The 24,848-nt window shown below is 55.4% G+C and carries 17 protein-coding genes and 1 pseudogene; 9 read left to right on the top strand and 9 right to left on the bottom strand.

What is annotated here, in order from left to right:
- Window positions 1-18 precede the first annotated feature (18 nt).
- Window positions 19-1,104 (bottom strand): 3-phosphoserine/phosphohydroxythreonine transaminase, encoded by a 1,086-nt coding sequence (serC, locus tag DXX3274_RS10035; protein WP_042859672.1) that lies wholly within the window; start codon window positions 1,102-1,104, stop codon window positions 19-21.
- Window positions 1,105-1,376: 272 nt separating this feature from the next.
- On the opposite strand from serC, the gene ycaO reads away from it, so the two are divergent.
- The 5 genes from ycaO to DXX3274_RS10010 all read left to right on the top strand — a co-directional run bounded on the left by ycaO (window position 1,377) and on the right by DXX3274_RS10010 (window position 9,369).
- Entirely contained in the window at window positions 1,377-3,140 is a 1,764-nt protein-coding gene (gene ycaO / locus DXX3274_RS10030) for a 30S ribosomal protein S12 methylthiotransferase accessory factor YcaO (protein ID WP_042859670.1), read from the top strand.
- Window positions 3,141-3,635: 495 nt separating this feature from the next.
- Window positions 3,636-4,493, top strand: coding sequence for a formate transporter FocA (gene focA, locus DXX3274_RS10025; protein ID WP_042859668.1), 858 nt, complete (start codon window positions 3,636-3,638; stop codon window positions 4,491-4,493).
- 56 nt (window positions 4,494-4,549) lie between these two features.
- A complete protein-coding gene (gene pflB, locus DXX3274_RS10020; protein WP_042859666.1) occupies window positions 4,550-6,832 on the top strand; it encodes a formate C-acetyltransferase in 2,283 nt (760 codons plus the stop codon).
- A 298-nt stretch (window positions 6,833-7,130) separates the two neighbouring features.
- Entirely contained in the window at window positions 7,131-7,871 is a 741-nt protein-coding gene (pflA, locus tag DXX3274_RS10015) for a pyruvate formate lyase 1-activating protein (protein WP_013317715.1), read from the top strand.
- 568 nt (window positions 7,872-8,439) lie between these two features.
- The gene (locus tag DXX3274_RS10010) at window positions 8,440-9,369 is read left to right on the top strand and encodes a LysR family transcriptional regulator (protein ID WP_042859664.1); all 930 of its coding nucleotides are present in this window, start codon (window positions 8,440-8,442) and stop codon (window positions 9,367-9,369) included.
- Between the two features lie 21 nt (window positions 9,370-9,390).
- Here the strand turns inward: DXX3274_RS10010 and DXX3274_RS10005 are convergent, their stop codons facing one another.
- Both DXX3274_RS10005 and DXX3274_RS10000 read right to left on the bottom strand, forming a co-directional pair.
- On the bottom strand, window positions 9,391-10,542 hold the full coding sequence (locus tag DXX3274_RS10005) for an MFS transporter (RefSeq protein ID WP_042859662.1): 1,152 nt from the start codon (window positions 10,540-10,542) through the stop codon (window positions 9,391-9,393).
- A gap of 130 nt (window positions 10,543-10,672) precedes the next feature.
- A complete protein-coding gene (locus DXX3274_RS10000; protein WP_042862020.1) occupies window positions 10,673-11,581 on the bottom strand; it encodes a LysR family transcriptional regulator in 909 nt (302 codons plus the stop codon).
- Between the two features lie 102 nt (window positions 11,582-11,683).
- On the opposite strand from DXX3274_RS10000, the gene DXX3274_RS09995 reads away from it, so the two are divergent.
- From DXX3274_RS09995 to DXX3274_RS09985, 3 genes are all read left to right on the top strand, one after another.
- Window positions 11,684-12,559 carry an MBL fold metallo-hydrolase gene (locus DXX3274_RS09995; RefSeq protein WP_042859661.1) on the top strand — a complete coding sequence of 292 codons (876 nt, stop codon included), beginning with the start codon at window positions 11,684-11,686 and terminating at the stop codon, window positions 12,557-12,559.
- A 288-nt stretch (window positions 12,560-12,847) separates the two neighbouring features.
- On the top strand, window positions 12,848-13,492 hold the full coding sequence (locus DXX3274_RS09990) for a DsbA family protein (protein WP_038918863.1): 645 nt from the start codon (window positions 12,848-12,850) through the stop codon (window positions 13,490-13,492).
- A 333-nt stretch (window positions 13,493-13,825) separates the two neighbouring features.
- A complete protein-coding gene (locus DXX3274_RS09985) occupies window positions 13,826-14,431 on the top strand; it encodes a glutathione S-transferase family protein (RefSeq protein WP_042859659.1) in 606 nt (201 codons plus the stop codon).
- A 165-nt stretch (window positions 14,432-14,596) separates the two neighbouring features.
- Here the strand turns inward: DXX3274_RS09985 and dmsD are convergent, their stop codons facing one another.
- The 6 genes and pseudogenes from dmsD to lrp all read right to left on the bottom strand — a co-directional run bounded on the left by dmsD (window position 14,597) and on the right by lrp (window position 23,207).
- On the bottom strand, window positions 14,597-15,211 hold the full coding sequence (gene dmsD, locus DXX3274_RS09980) for a Tat proofreading chaperone DmsD (protein WP_042859657.1): 615 nt from the start codon (window positions 15,209-15,211) through the stop codon (window positions 14,597-14,599).
- A gap of 305 nt (window positions 15,212-15,516) precedes the next feature.
- Window positions 15,517-16,829, bottom strand: a pseudogene (gene serS, locus DXX3274_RS09975) (serine--tRNA ligase).
- A 106-nt stretch (window positions 16,830-16,935) separates the two neighbouring features.
- Window positions 16,936-18,279: a replication-associated recombination protein A gene (locus DXX3274_RS09970; RefSeq protein WP_042859655.1), complete on the bottom strand. Its 1,344-nt coding sequence runs from the start codon at window positions 18,277-18,279 to the stop codon at window positions 16,936-16,938.
- A gap of 7 nt (window positions 18,280-18,286) precedes the next feature.
- Window positions 18,287-18,901 (bottom strand): outer membrane lipoprotein chaperone LolA, encoded by a 615-nt coding sequence (lolA, locus tag DXX3274_RS09965; RefSeq protein WP_152495250.1) that lies wholly within the window; start codon window positions 18,899-18,901, stop codon window positions 18,287-18,289.
- Window positions 18,902-19,061: 160 nt separating this feature from the next.
- Window positions 19,062-22,595: a DNA translocase FtsK 4TM domain-containing protein gene (locus DXX3274_RS09960; RefSeq protein ID WP_042859653.1), complete on the bottom strand. Its 3,534-nt coding sequence runs from the start codon at window positions 22,593-22,595 to the stop codon at window positions 19,062-19,064.
- Window positions 22,596-22,712: 117 nt separating this feature from the next.
- Window positions 22,713-23,207, bottom strand: coding sequence for a leucine-responsive transcriptional regulator Lrp (lrp, locus tag DXX3274_RS09955; protein WP_010277211.1), 495 nt, complete (start codon window positions 23,205-23,207; stop codon window positions 22,713-22,715).
- 501 nt (window positions 23,208-23,708) lie between these two features.
- Here lrp and trxB point away from each other — a divergent pair.
- The gene (gene trxB, locus DXX3274_RS09950; protein ID WP_042859651.1) at window positions 23,709-24,662 is read left to right on the top strand and encodes a thioredoxin-disulfide reductase; all 954 of its coding nucleotides are present in this window, start codon (window positions 23,709-23,711) and stop codon (window positions 24,660-24,662) included.
- Window positions 24,663-24,848: the final 186 nt, after the last annotated feature.

Raw genomic sequence — 24,848 nt, 5'->3', positions numbered from 1 at the left:
ATTTAGGGCATATATTTATCAGCCGTGGCGACGCTCAAAGTCGACCATGAATTCCGTGAGCGCTTTTACACCCGCCAACGGCATGGCGTTGTAGATGGACGCACGCATGCCGCCGACGACACGGTGGCCTTTCAGCGCATGCAGACCGGCAGCCTGAGCTTCCTGCAGGAACACCGGGTCCAATGCGGCATCTGCCAGTTGGAACGGCACGTTCATACGGGAACGGCTGCCCAGCACAACGTCGTTACGATAGAAATCGCTGCCGTCAATCGCGGCATACAGCAATTCGGCCTTAGCTTGATTACGCTTTTCCATCTCCAGCAGGCCGCCCTGCTCTTTCAGCCATTTGAACACCATACCGGACAGATACCAGGCAAACGTCGGCGGCGTGTTGAACATGGAATCGTTATCAGCCAGGATTTTGTAATCCAGAATCGACGGAAGTTCACGACGCGCCTTGCCGAGCAGGTCTTCACGCACAATCACCAGCGTCAGGCCGGCAGGCCCTACGTTTTTCTGCGCGCCAGCGTAAATCACGCCATAGCGACTGACATCCAGCGGGCGAGAAAGGATGCTGGAGGAGTAATCCGCCACCACGATTTTGTCGCCGAAATCCGGCGTTTCTTCGATCGCCAGACCGTCAATGGTTTCATTCGGGCAATAATGAACATAAGCGGCGTCATCCGACAGCGCCCATTCACTCATCGGTTTCACGCCGCGCAAACCGTCAACGCGGGTTTTCACGTCAATCACATTCGGGGTGAGGTATTTTTCAGCTTCCTTGACCGCGCTGTGCGCCCAGTAACCGCCATCAATATAGTCGGCTTTGGTGTTATCGCCCAGCAGGTTGAGCGGAACCGCCGCAAATTGCGCACGAGCACCGCCATGACAGAACAACACTTTGTAATTCGAGGGGATTTTTAGCAAATCACGCAAATCCTGTTCAGACTCGCTGGCCACTTGCATGAATTCTTTACTGCGGTGGCTGATTTCCATCACCGATGTACCCAGCCCATGCCAGTTGCACAGTTCCTGTTCTGCACGACGCAACACTTCTACCGGTAACATGGCCGGACCGGCACTAAAATTAAAAACCTGAGTCATTTCCCCTCACCACCTATCACTATAAATAGCGACCTGTCTAAGTCGCATCAGTTTACCCTGCTATCGGTTTTATCACTCGTTTTTCCTGCCTGCAATGCTTATTGCCCCTGATGTCGGAAAACTTGCGCGCTCGTTCGCCTGTTATCGTCCCCGACGATACATCTGTTACATCATCGCCGGAACACGCCGCGCAATACGCAACATGCAGGATAGAGTCAGCACACAAAACCACGTATGATGCAGCCTCCTCATAACACATTCAGGTTCGAACCATGACCCAAACGTTTATCCCAGGCAAAGACGCCGCCCTGGAAGATTCCATCGCCCGTTTTCAACAGCAGCTCCTCAACCTGGGGTTCAACATCGAAGAAGCCTCATGGCTGAATCCGGTGCCCAACGTCTGGTCGGTACATATTCGTGACCGCGACTGCGCGCTATGCTTCACCAACGGCAAGGGCGCAACCCAAAAAGCCGCACTGGCTTCCGCACTGGGCGAGTACTTCGAACGTCTGTCCACCAACTACTTTTTTGCCGATTTCTATCTGGGTCAGCAGATCGCCGAAAGCGACTTTGTGCATTACCCTGACGAGAAGTGGTTCCCGCTGCCCGAAGACGACAGCCTGCCGGAAGGCATTCTGGATGCGCGCCTGCACGCCTTTTATGACCCGGAACAGCAGTTGATCGCCAGCGACCTGGTGGACCTGCAATCAGGCAACCACAACCGCGGCATCTGCGCCCTGCCGTTTACCCGTCAGTCCGACCAGCAGACGGTTTATATCCCGATGAACATCGTCGGCAACCTGTATGTGTCGAACGGTATGTCCGCAGGCAATACCCGTAATGAAGCACGGGTGCAGGGGTTGTCTGAAGTATTCGAACGCTATGTGAAGAATCGTATTATCGCCGAAGCCATCAGCCTGCCGGCGATTCCGGCCGAGGTGCTGTCGCGTTATCCGGGCGTGGTGGAAGCCATTGCCACACTTGAGCAGGAAGGCTTCCCGATTTTCGCCTATGACGCTTCTCTCGGCGGTCAGTACCCGGTGATCTGCGTGGTACTGTTCAACCCGGCCAACGGCACCTGCTTTGCTTCGTTTGGCGCACATCCGGATTTCGGCGTGGCGCTGGAGCGTACCGTCACCGAATTGCTGCAAGGCCGCGGGCTGAAAGATCTGGACGTGTTTACGCCGCCAACGTTCGATGATGAAGAAGTTGCGGAGCATACCAACCTGGAAACTCACTTTATCGATTCCAGCGGCCTGATTTCCTGGGATCTGTTTAAAACCCAGGCAGACTATGCATTCGCCGACTGGAACTTCAGCGGCACCACCGAGCAGGAATTCGCAACGCTGATGGCGATCTTCAATAAAGAAGACAAGGAAGTGTATATCGCGGATTACGAACACCTGTCGGTATACGCCTGCCGCATTCTGGTACCGGGCATGTCGGACATCTATCCGGCGGAAGACTTGTTGCTGGCGAACAACAGCATGGGCGCGCATCTGCGCGAAACCCTGCTGTCCTTGCCGGACAGCCAATGGGAAAAAGCGGATTATCTGGCTCTGCTGCAGCAACTGGACGATGAAGGGCTGGATGATTTCACCCGCGTACGCGAGCTGTTAGGGATAGCGACCGGCAAAGACAATGGCTGGTTCACACTCCGCATTGGCGAACTGAAATCCATGCTGGCTCTGGCCGGCGGCGACCTGGAGCAGGCGTTGAGCTGGGCGGAATGGTCGCTGGATTTCAACCAATCCGTCTTCGCCCCGGCGCGCAGTAATTACTACCGCTGCCTGCAAACGCTGCTGCAACTGGCAATGGAACCTGAACGCGACCCCGCCCAGTACTACGATGCGTTCGTGCGCATGTACGGGCAGGACGCCGTCGACGCCGCAAGCGCCGCCATTACCGGCGAGCAGTGCTTCTATGGCCTGTTCACCGTCGATGCTGACCTGAAAGCGCTGCCGGCTCACCAGTCGTTGCTGGCTGCTTACGAAAAATTGCAACGCGCTAAGCGCCAGCACTGGCAGGTAAAATAAGCCGGTCCTGTAGCTGACCGGGTGACCTTCCGTCATCCGGTCAGGTCTTCACCACAGGCAACGGCTGCATTTCCGTATATATCTTTTTTACAGTATCACCAGCGGGCAACACGACTGCTGTTATTTTAAGCCTCGCTTATTCCCTTATTTTTTATATGGGTATATTGCCTCGCTGCGGAATATTTATTTTTAATAAGCGCATTATTGTTATCGAATGGTAAATAACAAATTAAATAATATAAAACTCAGGTGTAGAATCACTACAAAAACTTATTTTATTTAACGCTAAATAGGTAAGCACAGCCCTTAATTCAACTGTTTTTATAATTTTTAAAAAATATTTTTTTAATAAAAATCAATACATTAAGTGGAAAACACCCTATAAAGCCGCTCCTGATCAGCCTAATAAATTCCAGCGGTATGATCCACGTCAAATTATGACGAATAACCCTTTGTTAGTATCTCACCGTAGATAAACTTTAAGAGAGAGTTAGTGTGAAAGCTGACAACCCCTTCACCCTGTTATTACCGCCGGCGATGGCGAAAGTCGCTGAAGATGCCGGTGTCTATAAAGCAACGAAACAACCGCTTACTGCGTTTTTTCTGGCGATTACCGCCGGTGTATTCATCTCAATAGCGTTCGTTTTTTACATCACCGCCACTACTGGTTCTTCATCCATGCCGTATGGTATGGCTAAACTGGTAGGAGGCATCTGCTTCTCTATGGGGTTGATGCTGGTGGTAGTCTGCGGCGCAGACCTGTTTACCTCTACCGTGCTTACCGTGATTGCCAAGGCCAGCGGCCGCATCACCTGGAAGCAGTTGGGGATGAACTGGCTCAACGTTTATGTCGGCAACCTGGTTGGCGCCTTGTTCTTCGTGGCCCTGATCTGGTTTTCCGGCGAATTCATGGTAGCGAATGGCGCCTGGGGGCTGAATGTATTGCAGACCGCCAGCCATAAACTGGAGCATTCATTCGTTGAAGCGCTGTGCCTTGGTATTCTGGCGAACCTGATGGTTTGTCTGGCGGTGTGGATGAGCTACTCTGGTCATACCCTGACCGACAAGATGCTGGCCATGATCCTGCCGGTCGCCATGTTCGTTGCCAGCGGCTTTGAACATAGCATCGCCAACATGTTCATGATCCCGATGGGGATTGTGATTAAGAACTTCGCTCCAGATGCATTCTGGCACGCCATCAGCATGACGCCGGGCCAGTTTGAGCACTTGACCGTCAGCAACTTTATTGTCGATAACCTGATTCCTGTCACGATCGGCAACATCATTGGCGGTGGATTGCTGGTAGGGTTGACTTACTGGGTCATCTATTTGCGCGGTGGAGATCAGCACTAAGCTGCTGTCGGCCGCAACGTCGGGTTATAAAAATCCAAATCAAAGGTAGGTGTAATATGACCGAACTTAATCAGAAACTCGCCCAGGCTTGGGAAGGTTTTAGCAAAGGCGAATGGCAGAATGGCGTCAACGTACGTGACTTCATTCAGAAAAACTACGCGCCGTATGAAGGTGATGAATCATTCCTGGCTGGCGCTACCCCGGCAACCACTAAATTGTGGGATGCCGTTATGGAAGGCATCAAACAGGAAAACCGCACTCACGCGCCGGTTGACTTCGATACCAATGTAGCTGCCACCATTACCTCTCATGATGCCGGTTATATCGACCAGAAACTGGAACAAATCGTCGGTCTGCAAACTGATGAGCCATTGAAACGCGCGCTGATTCCGTTCGGCGGTATCAAAATGGTTGAAGGCTCCTGTAAGGTTTACGGCCGTGAACTGGATCCGCAACTGAAAAAAATCTTCACCGAATACCGTAAAACCCACAACCAGGGCGTATTCGATGTTTATACCCCGGATATCCTGCGCTGCCGTAAATCTGGCGTACTGACCGGTCTGCCGGACGCTTACGGCCGTGGCCGTATCATCGGCGACTATCGTCGTGTTGCTCTGTACGGTATCGACTACCTGATGGCGGACAAATTCGCCCAGTTCACTTCCCTGCAGACCAAACTGGAAAACGGCGAAGATCTGGAAGCGACTATCCGCCTGCGTGAAGAAATCGCTGACCAGCACCATGCTCTGTCGCAGATCAAAGAGATGGCAGCGAAGTATGGCTGCGATATCTCCGGCCCGGCAACCAATGCCAAAGAAGCGGTTCAATGGACTTACTTCGGCTATCTGGCTGCGGTGAAATCTCAGAACGGCGCCGCCATGTCCTTCGGTCGTGTCTCCACCTTCCTGGATATCTTCATTGAACGTGACATGAAAGCGGGCAAAATCACCGAACAGGACGCTCAGGAACTGATCGACCACCTGGTGATGAAACTGCGTATGGTGCGCTTCCTGCGTACCCCGGAATACGATGAACTGTTCTCCGGCGACCCGATCTGGGCAACTGAGTCTCTGGCCGGTATGGGTCTGGATGGCCGCACGCTGGTCACTAAAAACAGCTTCCGTTTCCTGAACACCCTGTACACCATGGGGCCGTCTCCGGAACCGAACATGACCATCCTGTGGTCTGAAAAACTGCCGCTGAACTTCAAGAAATTCGCCGCTAAAGTGTCTATCGATACCTCTTCTCTGCAGTACGAGAACGATGACCTGATGCGTCCGGACTTCAATAACGACGATTACGCGATCGCTTGTTGTGTAAGCCCGATGGTAGTGGGTAAACAAATGCAGTTCTTCGGCGCCCGCGCTAACCTGGCGAAAACCATGCTGTACGCTATCAACGGCGGCGTGGACGAAAAACTGAAAATGCAGGTAGGTCCGAAATCCGAACCGATCAAAGGCGATGTGCTGAACTTTGACGAAGTCATGGATCGTATGGATCACTTCATGGATTGGCTGGCTAAGCAGTACGTCACCGCACTGAACATCATTCACTACATGCACGACAAGTACAGCTATGAAGCATCGCTGATGGCTCTGCATGACCGTGACGTGTTCCGCACCATGGCTTGTGGTATCGCGGGTCTGTCCGTTGCTGCTGACTCCCTGTCTGCTATCAAGTACGCGAAAGTTAAACCGGTTCGTGACGAAAACGGTCTGGCTGTCGACTTCGACATCGAAGGCGAATACCCGCAGTTCGGTAACAACGACCCGCGTGTTGACGACCTGGCTTGTGATCTGGTTGAACGTTTCATGAAGAAAATTCAGAAACTGAATACCTACCGTGGCGCTACCCCGACTCAGTCCGTACTGACCATCACCTCCAACGTGGTATACGGTAAGAAAACGGGTAACACCCCGGATGGTCGTCGCGCTGGCGCGCCGTTCGGACCGGGTGCCAACCCGATGCACGGCCGTGACCAGAAAGGTGCCGTCGCCTCTCTGACCTCCGTAGCTAAACTGCCGTTCGCCTACGCGAAAGATGGTATCTCTTATACCTTCTCTATCGTGCCGAACGCGCTGGGTAAAGACGACGACGTGCGTAAAACCAACCTGGCAGGCCTGATGGACGGTTACTTCCATCACGAAACCAGCATCGAAGGTGGCCAGCACCTGAACGTTAACGTGATGAACCGTGAAATGCTGCTGGACGCAATGGAAAACCCGGAAAAATATCCGCAGTTGACCATCCGCGTATCTGGTTATGCCGTTCGCTTCAACTCGCTGACCAAAGAACAGCAGCAAGACGTCATTACCCGTACTTTCACTCAGTCCATGTAATTACATGTCTGTCTGAAAAAGCGTAAACTAAAGGCTCCACATCGGTGGGGCCTTTTTATAGCGGGTGTCTTGTCCGTTCTCCCTGTGGATTGCCGCAAACGGCGTTAAAATTTCTTCCAGAAATTTTTCACCACTCCCACCGAAAAAACCAGAACTTGTTTTGTCAGCCAGCTACTTTTCCGGCTGGCTGACAAAACAGATTCGACGCAGAACGAATGCTGTGGCCGTCCGCGCCGCAGTCTTGTTACTGTGCTCATCGAAGGCCGCTATTTCTCGGCCCAACCTGGAGAAACCTTGCATGTCAGTTATTGGTCGCATTCACTCTTTCGAATCCTGCGGCACCGTAGACGGTCCCGGTATTCGCTTCATCACTTTTTTTCAGGGTTGCCTGATGCGTTGCCTCTACTGCCACAACCGCGATACCTGGGATACTCATGGCGGCAAGGAAGTGACCGTGGAAGAGTTGATGAAGGAAGTGGTGACTTATCGCCATTTTATGAATGCGTCCGGCGGCGGCGTGACGGCATCCGGCGGCGAGGCCATTCTGCAGGCAGAATTCGTCCGTGACTGGTTCCGGGCCTGCCACGAACAAGGCATTAATACCTGTCTGGACACCAACGGCTTTGTCCGCCGTTACGACCCGGTTATTGACGAACTGCTGGACGTGACGGATTTGGTCATGCTCGATCTCAAGCAACTCAACGATGAGGTGCATCAAAATCTGGTGGGGGTATCCAACCACCGTACGCTGGATTTTGCCCGTTATCTCGCCAAACGTAACCAACGCACCTGGATTCGCTATGTGGTGGTCCCCGGCTGGAGCGATGACGACGCTTCCGCTCATCAGTTGGGTGAGTTCACCAAAGACATGCACAACATTGAGAAGATCGAACTGTTGCCTTACCACGAGCTGGGCAAACACAAGTGGACGGCCATGGGCGAAGAATACAAGCTGGATGGCGTCAAGCCGCCCAAAGCGGATACCATGGACCGCATCAAGTCTATTCTGACCAGTTACGGCCACAAAGTGGTGTACTAACCCTCCGTCCCAGGTGGAGAATGGCGCCGGTGGTTCAACACCGAATACGCCTCTCCACCAAAACCATCCCATTTAGCCAGCGTTAACATCAGTCGTAGACCAAAATCGGCTGACGTTGATAATCAACGCCCTGCCACCCGCAGCCAAATACCGGCGATAACACGTGACTGAACCGCCCTTCTGGGCTATCCATGCTTACCATGCGCCACAATCAGCGAGATAGTATATCGGGGTTCCACGTCGTTTGAGAGGCAGCGTGTTATGTTCATTGTCCGCGTGGAATGAATGACCTTGTTTTGCTGTGTTTTTTCCTTCCCGCAACAATCAGAAGCAAACTTACGGCAAAAAAATAGATGATCATGGATATTATATGGCAGATAACGGTATGCCCGCCCTAATGCGACATACTGAAAAAGAGCCCTGGTGTCGTGCATAAACCACATTATTGCGGTGTGAAAACCGCCCAAATCGAGCAGTTTGCGCGTACCATAAAGGGAAAGTACATTGAATAAAACCGATTTATTTCAATGCTAACATTTAAAATGGCTATGTGTTCAGGGGCACATTTATGCGGCTCGACAAACTGGAAATTCGCTGGCTGAAACTATTTTGCAAAATTGTTGAGAAAAAAGGCATCACCAATGCTCAGGACGCCACCGGGCTGAGCCAGCCGGTACTCAGTCACTACCTTTCCCGACTAGAAGACACACTGGGACTAATTCTGTGTGAACGCGGCCGCGGCGGTTTCTCGCTGACTACCGAAGGCGAAGTGGTCTATCAGGAAGCACGCTCGGTGATTGCCACGCTGGATGACTTTGCCAACCGCCTGGCCCGTATCAAACATGAACTGATCGGCGAAGTACGAATTGGTTGTCTGGATAATATCGTCTCGCATCCCGATCAAGCCGTTTCACTGGCGATTCAACGTCTGTTCGAGCTAAGTCCTGATGCATCGATGAACCTGAGCATCAGCGACCACCACACATTGATGGAACGACTGCGCAGCAGCGAGCTGGACGTGGTATTAACCGCTCTACCGGCCGATGTGCCGCCGGATATCTTCTTCCAACCCGCATTCATTGAGCACAGTTCATTTTACGCCGTGACCGAACACGCCGAGCGCATCGAACAAGAGTGGCGAGACGGTACCCTGAACCCGAAACGGCTGCTGGTTGGCGGCTACCCCATGAATGAAATCTGCAAACAGCTGGGACCAGTGGCCAAACAAGGACAACAGAACATAGCCTGTAGCGAGGAAAGTTGCATGCTGCTGATTCTGGCCGGCACCCATGTGGGGTTCCTGCCAGACCACTACGCTTCGCGTTGGGTACAGGAAGGAAAACTGACCGCAGTCGCACCGGAAAATCTGCAACTCAGCAGTATTTTTTATCTGGTCCGCAATGCCAAACAGCGACTGAGCCCGGTCGCCGAAGTCCTGTGGAACAATATCATTGAAGCCGGGCAGCCTTCCCTGAACGGCCGTCGTCGCCAGTCATGATCCTGTAGGTTCTGAAATCGCTCACACTGCCAGCGGCCGGGGATGATGATCGGCTTTCTTCAGCAGAATGATCAGGTACCCCAGCGATACCGCCGCAATCAGTACGAACAGTAACTGGTCGGAGTAAGTCTGCATCAGCATTGCCGCCAGGCTCGGGCCACACAGGCTGCCGATAGTATAACTGAGCAGCAACGCCTGATTCATGGCTACCAACTCGCTGGGCGCCACCTTTTCACAAGCCCACGACATCGCCACCGGATATAACGTAAACCCAGCGGCGCCGAGCAGAAACAGCGACGGAGCCATGCCGTATCGCCCCGGAACCAGCATAGCCAGCGAGCCGAGAATGACGGCGAAGACCAGCACCCGCAGCACCAGCAATCGCCCATAACGATCCGCCATTCGCCCGACCGGCCATTGCCCGAGGATACCGGCGCTGATCAATAACGCCATCCAGTAGCCGACGTTGGCGTCGCTCATGCCCTGATGGGCCAGATACAACGGCATCAATCCATACAACGAACCGAGAATGATCCCGGAAATCACGCATCCCTGAATGCCCAACCGAGCGGTGCGATAACGCAACATGCGCCAAACGTTGACACGCTGGGTCACGGGTTGCGGCGGCGGAATGCGGGCGAACAATAGCGGCAGCACCGCCAGCAGCGCCAACGCCACCAGCCAGGGCAGAATGCTGAACAGTGCGGTTGGCACCATCCCCAACAGCAACTGCCCCACTACGCTGCCCAGATAGTAGGCCATCATGTAAGCGGCCAACAGTTGCCCACGATTGAGCGCATTACCACTGCACAGCAGCGCGCTTTCCACTACCACCCAAATCAACGCGCAAGCGATCCCGGCGACAAAGCGCCACAAAATCCAGCTCCCGATATCCGGCGACAGTGCCAACGCCGCGGTTGCCAGCCCAAACATTAGGGTCGCCAGATAATAACTGCGGTTAAAGCCATAGATCCGAATCAACCCGCCAGCCACCAACGTTCCCAGCAGGTTGCCGCTAAAATAGGCCGAGCCCACCACGCCAACCTGCCAGACCGGCAATTGGCGAGCATTGAGCCATAACGGCACCAGCGTATTCAAAACGGCCAGACAAACAGTAAGCAGCAACAGCCCGCAGATCAGCAGTAAAACCGGGCGCGTATAGGTGGTTGACATGGGAAGACAAACCGGAAAGAGAGGATATTTTGCGCGCATCATGCCACTGGCAATGGCAAAGTCAATCGCCTTGTTATCCGCTGCCGCACAATTTGCTCATCCGTCGATATTTCGGCAGCACAGGCTCGTTTCAGCGGCGAGAAACCCGCTTCCACTCCAGGTTGCTATCGAACCATTCCGCCAGAAAATCCACCAATGCTCGCAGTGCGGACGGCATACGTTCACGGGAATGATAAGCCGCATAAATGTCCAGTTCCTGCGGTTGCGCTTCGGGAAACAGGGCGATAAGCCGCTTGCTGGCGATCAGGTCCGTGACGGAATAAACCGGTTGCAGACTGATGCCTGCGCCATTCAATGCCGCCTCCAGCAACATCAGCGAGTCATTGGCGCTGAAACTGCCGCTGACCGGTATCGCCACCGCTTCGCCTTTACGGGTAAAACGCCACAGGCTTTTACCAAAGAAGGAATAGGTCAGGCAGTTATGCACCGCCAGATCCTCCACATGCTGCGGCGTGCCATGCGCGGCCAGATAGGATGGCGCTGCGCACACTACCGACGGGCATCCCCCCAGCCGACGAGCAATCAGCCCCGAGTCCAGCTGGTTGGTAATGCGAATCGCCAGATCGATGCGCTCTTCGATCAGATTCAGGGTATGACTCGCCACCTGCAGGTCAATGGCGGTCTTGGGATAACGCCGCAAATAGACGGTGATCGCCGCCACCAATGTCGTTTGCGCCAGTGACGGAGAGCAGGTCACTCGCATCAACCCGGATGGCTCCTTCTTACCGCGGGAAGGCATCTCCAGTTTTTGCGACACCGCCAGCAATTCTCGACAGTGCCGCAATGCCGTTTCGCCTTCACCGGTCAGACTCAGTTGTCGGGTGCTACGATGTAGTAATCGGGCTTCAGCCCAGCGCTCCATCTCGGCCAGATAGCGCGTCACCATAGCACGCGACATCTCCAGCGCCTGTGCCGCCCCCGTCAGGCTGCCTTGTTCGGTTATGGCGACAAAGACCCGGGCAGCGGTAATTCTATCCATCATTCGTCCGTTTTATGCAACAAAGCTGTTCGACAGAAAGGGTTTTTCTTGATGAAAATGAAATTTACCATGACGCCATCTTATTCAGGAAGGAGTATTACCGTGTTAAAACAAACCCTGCTCGCCACCCTCTTCGCTTCTATGGCGTTTTCCGCCTCCGCCGCGCTGAAGATGGAGGTTTACAACCCCGGCGAAAAATCAGTCTTCCCGGTATCGTCTGAAATCATTACCGGCGAACACGATGCATTGCTGATCGATGCCCAGTTCCAGCGTAACGATGCCGAAAAGCTGGTGGAAAAAATCCGCGCCACCGGAAAGAACCTGAAAACCATCTATATCAGCCATCACGATCCGGATTTTTATTTCGGCCTGGATGTGCTGAAAGCCGCCTTCCCTAACGCGCAGATCGTCGCTACGCCGCAGACCATCGCCGCCATCAACGCCACCAAAGACAAAAAAGTGGCTTACTGGGGACCGATTCTGAAAGACAACGCGCCGAAACAGGTGGTGGTGCCGCAAGCGCTGAACACTGACCACCTGACACTCGAAGGCAACAACATCGACATCGTTGGTCTGAAAGGCGCGACGCCGGATCGCACCTTCGTCTGGATTCCCTCGCTGAAAGCCGTCGTCGGCGGCGTGCATACCTCGGCGAATATCCATGTGTGGGTAGCGGATACGCAGACGGTTGCTTCACGTCAGCACTGGCTTGCGGATCTGGATGCTATCGATAAACTCAAACCGACCACCGTGGTGCCAAGTCACTATCTGCCGAACAAAGACGGCTCCGCGCCCTGGTCACCGAAAAATGTGGACTTTACCCGCCAGTATCTGAAGACCTTCGAGCAAAACGTCTCGTCATCGGCCAACAGTACGGCGCTGATCGACGCGATGAAACGCGCCTACCCGGACCTCGGCGAGCCCGCATCGCTGGAACTGGGTGCCAAGGTCATCAAAGGCGAGATGCAGTGGCCCTGAGAACCGACAGCTAAACGCCAGAGGCGACCGCCAGCGGATCGCCTCTGGTGCCAGAACGGGTCACTTTTCTTTCAGGTTTGCGATCCCTGATCGCAGAACGGATACAGAAAATGATGTCATCGCCTGCTAACTCTCAGGAAATAGACAATAATTAAGGCAGAGCGCCACACAGGCGATAATAACGGGCTGCCATTCCCACACTCTCTCGGAAAGGCGCGTGGCGCGATAACCAGTCTCTTTCCCTTTTCTGGTGTGCCCGGGACACCGGGCAACATACGGAGCGTATGAATGAACAGGCTACACTACATCTTCGACCCTCTGTGCGGTTGGTGTTACGCCGCGGCGCCGTTAATCCATGCAGCCCGTAAAATCGAAGGGTTGCCTGTTGTGCTGCATGCCGGCGGCATGATGACCGGCCCGAACCGACGTCGTATTACTCCGGAATGGCGGGATTATGTTCAACCCCATGACCGCCGCATTGCACAGATGAGCGGTCAGCCGTTCGGCGATGGCTATTTCAATGGCCTGTTGTGGGACGTGACGGCAACGCTCGACTCTGAGCCGCCAACGACGGCTATTCTGGCGGCGGAAGAGCTGGGCGGCCGGGGGCTCGACCTGCTTGAACGCCTGCAACGCGCCCACTATGTCGAGGGGCTGCGCATCTCCGATCCCCCGGTACTGATGAAAATGGCGGTAGAAATCGGCCTGTCGCTGGACGACTTCGAGAACGCCTGTACTCACTGGCGCGGTTTGCCGACCCGCAAGCATATCGAAGAGAGCCGTCAATGGCTTACCCAGTCGGGCGGTGCGGGTTTCCCGACGCTGGTCTTCGCGGTAGACGATATCTTCACCACACTGAATATTGCCCCCTGGCTGGGTCGCCCTGACGACTGGCATGACTATCTGGCAAAACTGGTGGCGGAAAATCAGTAAACTGCGCCAACCCGCTTTTTCATAGCGACCGCACGGTTGGAAACAGCGGGTTGCCGACGTAGCTGGCAGGAAAAGGCAAAAACATGGCGGAAAGAAGATGGCAACACCGTCGTTCATACTGATGATGTGCATGTCGGCGGCCCTGTTCTCATTACATCGACAATAACTCAACGTCTGCACCATACGCAGACCGCTGAACTGACGCCACCGGGCCAGGGTGAACTTTCAACGCCGGTCTTTTCATCCTTATTCGTTTTTAGCCCTATGACTCTTTCATCGTGGCCTGCGATGTGAAATCGCAGCACTTCTCCCCCCCACTCGACAGGATGCCCCATGATTCGTGTTCATCATCTGAATACCTCCCGTTCACAGCGGGTTTTATGGCTACTGGAAGAACTGGATGTCCCTTATGAGGTGATCAATTATCAGCGCAATAAAGCCACCATGCGCGCCCCGAATGCCTTGCGTGATATTCATCCGCTGGGGAAAGCGCCAGTGGTTGAACACGACGGTCAGGTGCTGGCGGAAACCGGTTTAATCCTGGAATATCTGGTCGCCACATTTGGCCCGCAGTTGGCTCCATCGAGCGACAGCCCAAACATCTGGCGTTACCGCTACTGGATGCACTACGCTGAAGGTTCACTGATGTCGGCCATGCTGCTGAAACTGGTCGCTCACAAGATGGGACCATTTGGCTGGCCGATTCGCGGCATGGTCACTACTCAGCTCAATCTGCATTATGATTTTCTGGAACAGGAAGCCGGGAAATTTCGCTGGCTGGCAGGCGATGCGTTTTCAGCGGCGGACATCATGATGGGATTCCCGCTGGATATTGCCGCTCAGCGTGGCTGGCTGACCCCGTCGCGCGCCGGTCTCTGGCGTCTACTGGAAGCAATGCGGGCGCGGCCTGCCTGGCAGCGCGCCGCCCGCTACGGTTAACAACAGTGCACACCATGACAGTCCCTATTCATCATGGTACGCGCGGCGAGCGATATCGCTCAGCAACCCGCGCCAGGATTTCCGCCCTACGGCATTACAGCCGGTTAATAAGACAACCGCCAATAAGGCACTGTTCAATAAAACGCTATTCCCTAAAAACGCCATTCAATAGAACAGTGCCTTTTCCATCTGGAGCAACTGGAATCGTGCCTGCCAGTCCTGCAGCGTGATACGGGTTAACCGCGCCACGCCCTGATAAAACGGGTGGCGACAGTGGCACTCCAGCAAATCCAGGTAGCGCATCGCCCAGGGTAGCAAATGCTCGGTAAGCAATTCCGACAGGCTGTCCGGCTGATTTTCCGCACACCACGCCGCCAGCATCAGCATCAGACCAATGTGATCCTCCGGTTCATGCCGATCGCAGCGCGGCTCAATCCCCAGTTCCCGCAACCAGCGCCGCAATGCCAATGTCGAATCACCAAACAATACATTTTGCCGGTCAAGATATACCGACCCCCAGGGCGGCGCCGGCACGCCCTCGCCACTATTGAATAATCGCCGCCAGGCGACCGACAACGTTTCATCGTAGCCCGGCTGCAAGCCAAGCTGAATTTGCCGGGCGGCAATGGCGATGTCTGCCCGATCGCCACACGGCCATGCCTGCTGCCACGCCTGATGTCTCAGGCGTTCAATCCACGCCGCGTTATGTTCATCATCCGGTGCATAATACAGCAAAGCGCCTAGCAACCGTCCGGTCAGGCTGACGATATGTTTTGGCATAAATCACCTCGTTGACTCTGTCTTCAGGAGGTTTCCCTCCTGTTGTTATCGTGCGTTGTTATCGTGCGTTTTCATTCTGCCTCTACCGGTTCTTTCCTCGGTTGAGTTCAGTGCCGGCCAGTGCAACGACAAAAAACTTAGAACCCAGCGAGCCAGCTCTCCATAAGAGGATGCCTGAATCCTCTCATCCATACCGATATCCGGCCGGAATCAGATAATTCCGCGCGCCATAACCACAGCGAGGCTGTGATTTTAGTCGTAAAAAAAGCGCCCCGAAGGGCGCTTTAGTAAGAGTGTGAATACCGTCATGATTGACGGTATTCACCGATAAATTGCAGACCATTCATGTACGGACGCAACACTTCCGGCACTTCAATCCGGCCGTCGGCCTGCTGGTAGTTTTCCAGCACCGCGACCAGCGCGCGCCCTACCGCCAGACCAGAACCGTTCAGGGTGTGCACCAGACGGGTTTTCTTATCACCCTTGCTGCGGCAACGCGCCTGCATACGACGAGCCTGGAAATCCCAACAGTTGGAACAGGAAGAGATTTCACGGTAGGTATTCTGCGCCGGCAACCAGACTTCCAGATCGTACGTTTTGCATGCGCCGAAGCCCATATCGCCGCTGCACAGCAGCATTTTGCGATACGGCAGTTTCAGCAGTTGCAGTACTTTTTCCGCATGGCCGGTCAGTTCTTCCAGCGCTTGCATGGAGTCTTCCGGACGGACGATCTGTACCATTTCGACTTTATCGAACTGGTGTACACGGATAAGACCGCGCATATCCCGACCATAAGAGCCAGCCTCAGAGCGGAAGCATGGTGTATGTGCGGTTAGTTTGATCGGCAGCGACTCTTCATCCAGAATTTCATCACGCACCAGATTGGTTAACGGTACTTCCGCGGTTGGAATCAACGCATAGTTGCTGGTTTCAGCTTCTTCTTCCAACGGACGGGTGTGAAACAAATCCTCTTTAAACTTAGGCAACTGCCCCGTGCCATACAATGTGGCATGGTTGACCAGATAAGGGACATACGCCTCCTCATAGCCATGCTCAGCGGTATGCAGGTTGAGCATAAACTGCGCCAGTGCGCGATGTAACCGGGCTACCTGGCCTTTCATCACCGAGAAACGGGAGCCAGTCAGCTTCACGCCCAGCGCCATGCTCAAACCGCCCGTCACGTCGCCCAGGTCCACATGGTCGCGCACCGGGAAATCAAACTGACGGGGTTCTCCCCAGCGAAAGACTTCCTGATTTTCAGAATCATCTTTACCCAGCGGTACACAGTCGTCAGGAAGGTTGGGAATCGTCAGCGCAATGTTCTGAATCTCGCTCTGAATCTCTTCCAGCTCAGCTTTAGCAACGTCCAGCCTTTCACCCAGCGTGTTTTTACTTCTCGACGCAGCGGCTCAATATCTTCCCCACGCGATTTAGCCGCCCCGATCTCTTTCGATCGGGAGTTACGTTCTGCCTGCAAATTTTCCGTTTCGACCTGAAGCACTTTACGGCGTTCTTCCAGCGTACGCAGCGCTTCCACATCCAGTTTAAAATTTCGGCGAGCCAGTAATTTTTCGGCAACTGCGTCTAGCTCATTACGCAGTAAATTGGGATCGAGCATGCTAGTCCTGTGCTTGTATTATTAAGGGGATATCGATAATTACAGGGCGCCGACAGCGGCGCCGTGCAGCAGAAAATCTCGGAATAACCTTACCGCAACGTTAATGCTAGCGGTAGCGTTTTGTCGGGCTATTTTGATCCTGAGCAGCGAGCCAGGCCAGCTTTTCGCCAATCTTGGCTTCCAAACCCCGCGAAGTCGGCTGATAGTAGTGCGTTTCTGCCATTTCAGGCGGGAAATACACTTCACCGGCGGCGTAAGCGTTATCTTCATCGTGCGCGTAACGATATTCGGCACCCAATCCCATCTCTTTCATCAGGCGGGTTGGCGCATTACGCAAGTGCTCCGGCACGTCGTAATCCGGCTTCTCACGGGCATCGTGCATCGCGGCTTTAAACGCGGTATACACCGCATTACTTTTCGGCGCACACGCCAGATAAACGATCGCCTGAGCGATGGCGCGTTCCCCCTCCGCCGGACCGACACGAGTGAAACAATCCCAGGCGGCAATCGCTACCTGCATCGCCCGCGGATCGGCGTTGCCCACATCTTCAGACGCGATAGCCAGCAAGCGCCGCGCGACATACAAAGGATCGCCGCCAGCGGTGATGATACGGGCATACCAGTACAATGCGGCATCCGGCGCCGAACCGCGCACCGATTTATGCAGCGCGGAAATCAGGTCGTAATAGCGATCGCCTTTATTGTCAAAGCGGGCGCTGCGTTCGCCGGAGACTTCCTTCAACAATGCCGAGGTCAACAGGCGCTGACCGCTGGCGTCCACTTCCGCCATATCGGCCATCATTTCCAGCAGATTCAGCGAGCGCCGGGCATCGCCGTTTACCAGCTCAGCCAGCAGGCGACGAGTATCATCCGGCAAGACAATCTGCTGTCCGCCCAGCCCCCGTTCCTTATCCTGCAGCGCCTGCTCCAGCACCTGTTCGATATCGTCGGCGCTCAGCGCTTTAAGCAGATAGACGCGAGCGCGGGACAGCAGCGCCGAGTTCAGCTCAAAAGACGGGTTCTCGGTAGTGGCGCCAATAAACGTGATAGTGCCGTCTTCAATATGCGGCAGAAAGGCGTCCTGCTGGCTTTTATTGAAGCGATGCACTTCATCCACAAACAGGATGGTGCGACGCCCGGCATCACGGTTCTGGCGCGCGCGCTCAATCGCCTCGCGAATCTCCTTGATACCGGAGGTTACTGCGGAAATCCGCTCCACATCGGCGGATCCATAGCGTCCAATCAACTCGGCCAGTGTCGTTTTCCCAGTCCCCGGCGGCCCCCACAGAATCATGGAGTGAAGCTGCCCCGCTTCAATCGCGCGCGGCAGCGGTTTGCCAGGCCCCAACAGATGCTGTTGACCGATATATTGCGCCAGCTTGACCGGCCGCATCCTCGCGGCCAGCGGCTGGAACTGATTACTGGAAAAATCGAGTGACAGGTTGCTCACACACGCCTCACTGACGCTGATCGTCCACCGCTACGCCTTTCGGCGGCGTAAAGCGGAACTTCGCGGCATCCACCTCGCCATTTTGCTGATTCTTCAGCGTATAGGCGCTGCGCTGCCCATCCTGTTCGGTGGCGGTAAATCCGTGGATAGTGCCGTCACTGGTCACGTTGATGGAAAACTGTTTCAGATTGCCATTAGCCGCACGGGGAATCAGGTCGAAGTCATCCCCTTTCTGACTCACGTTGTACTTACCCCAGTCTTTCGGATCGTTGCGGGTGATCAGAATAAACGGCGTGTTACCGGTCGCATCCTTCACCCAGGTTGCCGTCACCTGCTCGACGAACGGGTTATAAAACCACAGTGTTTTACCATCGGACACCAGCGTACTTTCATCCGGCGACGTGGTTTTCCAGTTGAACAGATTCGGGCGTTTTACCCACAGTTCACCGGCGCCTTCCTGCACCGCGGCACCGTCATTGGTAGTGACTTTTTGCGTGAAGCTGGCGTGGAAGCTGTTCACTTTACTCAAGCGGCTCTGTAAATCACCGGCTGCGTCGGCATAGACTGCACCGGAAACCAGGCTGGTCAGTAAACAACCAGCCATCAACCCTGTTCTTATCATACAAAAAATCCTTTGCGTGTTCTTACCGCGTCGCGGCTCCCGGCGGGAGCCGATTTCAGTTGAACGCTAATGTAGCCCAGCCGGGCATGGCATGACAGGCGAATTGTCTGTTACCCAATACTTTTACGCTTCTTTGCAGGGGCATACACCGCACCGAAAATTACTCCATCGGCGGCGGCGCCAGCACCTCGCGGTTGCCGTTATGGCCGGGAGCGCTGACAATGCCCTGCATCTCCATCTGCTCGACGATACGGGCCGCACGGTTATAGCCGATGCGGAACTGGCGCTGCACCCCGGAGATCGAGGCGCGGCGTTTCTCCACCACAAAGGCCACCGCCTGATCAAACAGCGGATCCAGCTCTTCGTCTCCGTCAAAGCCAAGGCTGCCGCCCTCACCGTCGTCATCGCCGCTAATAATGCTGTCGATGTACTCCGGACGACCGCGCGCTTTCCAGTCCTGCACCACGGCATGCACTTCCTGATCGCGCACGAACGCGCCATGAACGCGAATCGGGAGCGAGGAGTTGGGCGCCATGTACAGCATATCCCCCATGCCGAGCAGCGATTCCGCGCCGCCCTGATCGAGGATGGTACGGGAGTCGATCTTACTCGACACGGTAAAAGCGATACGGGTAGGTATGTTGGCTTTAATAAGGCCGGTGATCACATCCACCGACGGGCGCTGCGTCGCCAGCACCAGATGAATCCCGGCGGCACGCGCCTTCTGGGCCAGTCGAGCGATCAGCTCTTCCACTTTCTTGCCCACCGCCATCATCAGGTCGGCGAACTCGTCCACCATCACCACGATATACGGCAGCTTTTCCAGTACCGGCGGCTGGGCATCCATGCTGTCACCCGGCTTCCAGAACGGATCCGGCACCGGACGCCCCATCGCTTCCGCCTGCATCACGCGTTCGTTATAACCGCTGAGGTTACGCACGCCGAGCGCCGACATCAGCTTGTAGCGGCGTTCCATCTCACCCACGCACCAGCGCAAAGCATTGGCGGCGTCTTTCATGTCCGTCACGACTTCGGTAAGCAGATGCGGAATCCCCTCATACACCGACAGTTCCAGCATTTTCGGGTCGATCATAATGAAACGCACATCTGCCGGCGTCGCTTTGTACAGCATGCTGATAATCATGGCGTTGACGCCGACCGATTTACCGGAACCGGTGGTACCAGCCACCAGCAAGTGCGGCATTTTCGCCAGGTCAGCCACAACCGGCTGCCCGGAAATATCCTTGCCGAGCACCACCGCCAACGGCGAGGCATTGTCACGGAATCGGTCGCAATCCAGTACCTCCCGCAGGAATACCGTCTGGCGATGGCGGTTCGGCAGTTCAAGACCGACGTAGGGTTTGCCGGGGATAACCTCGACAATACGCACCGCCACGACCGACAATGAACGCGCCAGATCTCTGGCCAGATTGGAGATACGAGCCGCTTTGACGCCCGGCGCCAGATCCAGCTCAAACCGGGTGATCACCGGGCCCGGATGGTAATCCACCACCGTTGCTTTAACGCGATAGTCCGCCAGCCGGGTTTCGATCAGACGCGCCATGTCATCCAGCGCGTCCCGATCCACCGGCGCGTCATTCATGGAAGGCGGCGTCAGCAGGTCCAGCGACGGCAACGGCGTCGTCGGCTTCTGCAGCGGTTGGTCGTTACGCATCAGGAACGGATGAATCAGGCTGTCCATAATTGATGACGATTCGGCTTCCGCCTCAGGTTCGTTCGGCACAGCAGCCTGCAACGCAGGTGCCGTCACTGGCGGTTGCGCCTGCTGCTCAGGGAAACTCTCCTGTGGCGGCAGCGTGAACAGCGGCTCTAACGGACCGTCATCCACCAGGTCGGCAAAAGGCGAAATGGCGAAGGCGCTGTCCAGCGGAGCCTCGGTTTTCGGCGTCATGTCAGGCAGTCTGTTTTCTGCCGCAGCAGGCACCACCGCGGGTGGTTCAGCCGCAAAAATGGCTGGCGCAGCCTGCACCGTATCCGACTCATGCTCTTCTCCGTAACGGGAACGCTGCATGGCGGCGAAATCACGCGCCAGTTGCGCCTGCAACAGCGTTTCCTCGTCCTCTTCATGATCGGGATAGGTTTCGCCGTAGCGTTGGCGTTGCTGGTCGGCAAAGGCCTGTCGTAACGCCGCGTCTTGTATCAACGCATCCTGTTCATCGTCAGGCAACGCTGTCTGCGCCGTTACATTGTCTGGCAAGGGCGCTGGCGCGGCAAACGACGCCGACGCGCCGCTTTGCTCAACGTGGGCGGCCTGCGCCTGTTGCTCCGCTTCGCGGGCCTGCTGTTCAGCCAGCCGCTGCGAGGGCAATTTGATGCCATACGACGCCAATTCACGGCGAGTAGGAATGCGCACCGGATTGGGCCGCGGCAACTCCGGCCCCATACCGCGCTTGACCTGCGGATTGTTGTCTTCATCGGTAGTAAACGCCGGCATAAACGGCGTTGCGTTTTGCGGTTCCGGTTTCGGCTCGGGGGCAACCCCGGCGCTTCCCGAAACAACCGTCGCCGCCGTGACCGCCGCCGCCGCCGCTGCCGTGCGGGCAATGCGATCGTCAGCCTGCAAGGTCAGCGGTTGCCAGTCAGGCAACGGTTCAGACAGTGAGGACGCAAGACCAGCCGGTGCAGGCATTGTCTCCGCAGGCGCTGGCGTCAATGGCGATGCCGGCGAGACATCCGCTCCCGGCCTGAATTCAGGCGCAGGCGTTGCAACCGGCGGGACATAGGATTCAGACCCGGCTAACGGCGTAACGGCTATCGGTTCAGGGTGCGGCTTCAGCACCGGCTCCGCATCAGGCGTTGCGGCAGCGGCAAATGCAGGTTCGTTCGCTTCGTCCGCGACCGGCATCCCAGCGGCGGCCGATGCGGCGGCAACCACGCCTGACGTCGCCGTCACACCCGGCGCGGAAAACAGCACGTCATCGTCATCGTCCTCTGCCGCTGACGACATAGCGGCGGGTTCGTCTTCGTGAGGCGCTGCTGTGCGCTGAACGTCTTTCCGCGCTTCTACTGGTGATTCATCAACCTCTTCGTCATCATCGTAAAGATAGTCGTCTTCACGCCGACGCCCGGAAAACAGCGTCAGACACCCCATCACCCCGGCGCCGAGCTTTTCAGCGATCGTTAGCCAGGACCAGCCGGTGAACAGCGTCAGCCCGGCGGCCCAGACGCACAGCAGAATCATGGTGCCGCCAATATTATTGAAACGCGGAATCATCGAACTGCTGAGCAAGCTGCCCAGCACCCCGCCGGAGGCAAAATAGTAGATGTCATCCACGTTGAGCGCAGCCAGCCCGCACGAGGTCAAAATCAGGGCCAGCGTGCCGATCAGGCGCAGCGAGAGGGTAAAGTAATCCAGCGTGGCACGTTGACCGCGCTGGCGATGAATCACCCAGCACAACGACACCATTACCACGGGGATGGCATACGCCAGTACGCCAAAAATGAAAAACAGGGTATCCGCCAGCCAGGCGCCTACCCCGCCCCCCAGATTGTGAATCGGTTCATGCCAGGCGGTCTGCGACCAACTGGGATCCGAGGGACTGAAACTCAGCAGCGCCACCGCCAGATAAATGGCAAAAAGCACCACAACGATTAATATCGCTTCCAGTAAACGTCGACCCGCGCTGAGTTTTTCCAGCGTGACGTCTTTATCTTCTGTATATTCCTGGCTCAAGCGTCTCTCCAGGTTCCCTGTAAATGTTTCATGATAAAGCGCCGAGTCGTCCCCGGCGCCATACTGTACATATTCACAGGAGTGTAGCTGAATTTATCGGGTTATGCACCCTTGCCGTCAGCGGGTCTTGATGACCAGCCGGTTGCTTTGCTTCACTTCTTCCATCACCACATAGGTGCGGGTATCGTTCACGCCCGGCAGACGCAACAGCGTTTCTCCCAGCAACTTACGGTATGCCGACATATCCGGCACGCGGGTTTTGAGCAAATAGTCAAAATCCCCGGAAACCAGATGACACTCCTGAATTTCCTCAAGCTTCTGCACGGCTGCATTGAACTGTTCAAACACATCCGGCGCGCCGCGATTGAGAGTGATCTCAACGAACACCAGCAATGACGCATCCAGATAATGTGGGTTCAGCAGCGCGGTATAGCCATTGATAAAACCCTGTCGTTCCAGACGACGAACGCGCTCCAGACAAGGGGTTGGCGAAAGACCGACCCGCTTGGAAAGCTCCACGTTGGAGATACGTCCATCTTTTTGCAATTCGTTCAGGATATTGCGATCGATACGATCAAGATCTTTTCCCGGACGTTTTTTCGTGTCTACCATTCTTATTGTCTCTCTTCATCCTTCCCTGTTTAACCGCTGTCTCTGACCAACCTCAATGTACCAGAGCCACCCCTAAAGAAGACCCCTGCCTTTTGTAATGTGTTCATTCTCTGTTCCGACCGCGTTTCCCAGAAACGTCGCAAAACGCCGGTTATCCATCGGCAGACAAACGCCGCCGCTATAGACCCCAAACGCATAAAAGCCGGAGCATTTAACTATTCACATACAAAAAATTTCCTCTTCCAAGGATGTTTTCGCAAAAGCGCAGCCGATTGTCAAAGTAAAACAATTAAAATCAGAAGAAAGTGCCAGATTCGCTCCTGGCAGTCCATTCGGGCAGCGTTTTCACACGTTACCCGCCCGCCGTCAGGCTATCAGCCGTTCCCGACTAATATTCCGTAACGATTGAACCGATAGCCAACAACATTCCTCCACACTTTTTTTACGCAGGTAATTTCCTTACAATCGGTCATATCGTCCGTTCGAGTGAATGAGGAACTCATGAGCACTGCCAAACACCGTAAATTATTGATTCTGGGTTCAGGCCCGGCAGGTTATACCGCCGCGGTCTATGCTGCGCGGGCAAACCTAAATCCGTTGTTGATTACCGGCATGGAAAAAGGCGGTCAGTTGACCACCACCACCGAAGTGGAAAACTGGCCCGGCGACCCGGACGATCTGACCGGTCCGCTGCTGATGGAGCGTATGCACGCCCATGCCGCCAAATTCAATACCGAAATCGTCTTTGACCACATCACGCGCGTCGACCTGCAAACCCGCCCGTTCCGTCTGTTCGGCGACAGCGATGAGTACACCTGCGACGCATTGATCATCGCCACCGGCGCGTCCGCCCGCTATCTGGGTCTGCCGTCTGAAGACGCGTTCAAAGGGAAAGGCGTCTCCGCCTGCGCGACCTGCGACGGTTTCTTCTATCGCAACCAGAAGGTCGCGGTAGTCGGCGGCGGCAATACCGCCGTGGAAGAAGCGCTGTATCTGTCCAACATCGCCGCCGAAGTGCATCTGATCCATCGTCGCGACAGCTTCCGCGCGGAGAAAATCCTGATCGACCGCCTGATGGCGAAGGTCAGCAGCGGCAATATCGTGCTGCATACCAATCGCACGCTGGATGAAGTGCTGGGCGACGATATGGGCGTAACCGGCGTGCGCCTGCGCGACGCGGCTGGGGCAACCGAACAGTTGGATGTAGCGGGAGTGTTTATCGCTATCGGTCACAGCCCGAATACCGCCATATTCGGCGATCAGTTGGAGCTGGAAAACGGCTACATCAAGGTGCAATCCGGTATCCACGGTAACGCGACCCAGACCAGCATTCCCGGTGTGTTCGCCGCCGGCGACGTCATGGACCACATTTATCGCCAGGCTATCACCTCCGCCGGCACCGGTTGCATGGCGGCACTGGATGCCGAACGCTATCTGGACGCCCTCGTCAAGTAAGCCTTGATGACCAACAATGCCAACCCGGGCGTGATCGCGTCCGGGTTTTTTATTGCAGTTCATCACTGCAAAAATTGATCGACACCCCGTTCCGCCGTCTGCTTTTCGTTTGCACAACCCCGCCGCCGCGGTAACATGGCGCATCGCAACCGTTACGTTCGCGATTGTGTTAAGTAACGGTTATAT

Source organism: Dickeya sp. NCPPB 3274 (genome assembly GCF_000406205.1).
Lineage (GTDB): Bacteria > Pseudomonadota > Gammaproteobacteria > Enterobacterales > Enterobacteriaceae > Dickeya > Dickeya fangzhongdai.
This window is presented reverse-complemented; position numbering and strand designations above follow the sequence as displayed.

Bases quoted from the DNA above. Each gene is read 5' to 3' on its own strand.
- lrp (WP_010277211.1), bottom strand. From the start codon at position 23,207: ATGGTAGACACGAAAAAACGTCCGGGAAAAGATCTTGATCGTATCGAT.
- DXX3274_RS10000 (WP_042862020.1), bottom strand. From the start codon at position 11,581: ATGGATAGAATTACCGCTGCCCGGGTCTTTGTCGCCATAACCGAACAA.
- serC (WP_042859672.1), bottom strand. From the start codon at position 1,104: ATGACTCAGGTTTTTAATTTTAGTGCCGGTCCGGCCATGTTACCGGTA.
- lolA (WP_152495250.1), bottom strand. From the start codon at position 18,901: ATGATAAGAACAGGGTTGATGGCTGGTTGTTTACTGACCAGCCTGGTT.
- trxB (WP_042859651.1), top strand. From the start codon at position 23,709: ATGAGCACTGCCAAACACCGTAAATTATTGATTCTGGGTTCAGGCCCG.
- DXX3274_RS09985 (WP_042859659.1), top strand. From the start codon at position 13,826: ATGATTCGTGTTCATCATCTGAATACCTCCCGTTCACAGCGGGTTTTA.
- dmsD (WP_042859657.1), bottom strand. From the start codon at position 15,211: ATGCCAAAACATATCGTCAGCCTGACCGGACGGTTGCTAGGCGCTTTG.
- DXX3274_RS10005 (WP_042859662.1), bottom strand. From the start codon at position 10,542: ATGTCAACCACCTATACGCGCCCGGTTTTACTGCTGATCTGCGGGCTG.
- pflB (WP_042859666.1), top strand. From the start codon at position 4,550: ATGACCGAACTTAATCAGAAACTCGCCCAGGCTTGGGAAGGTTTTAGC.
- DXX3274_RS10010 (WP_042859664.1), top strand. From the start codon at position 8,440: ATGCGGCTCGACAAACTGGAAATTCGCTGGCTGAAACTATTTTGCAAA.
- ycaO (WP_042859670.1), top strand. From the start codon at position 1,377: ATGACCCAAACGTTTATCCCAGGCAAAGACGCCGCCCTGGAAGATTCC.
- DXX3274_RS09990 (WP_038918863.1), top strand. From the start codon at position 12,848: ATGAACAGGCTACACTACATCTTCGACCCTCTGTGCGGTTGGTGTTAC.
- pflA (WP_013317715.1), top strand. From the start codon at position 7,131: ATGTCAGTTATTGGTCGCATTCACTCTTTCGAATCCTGCGGCACCGTA.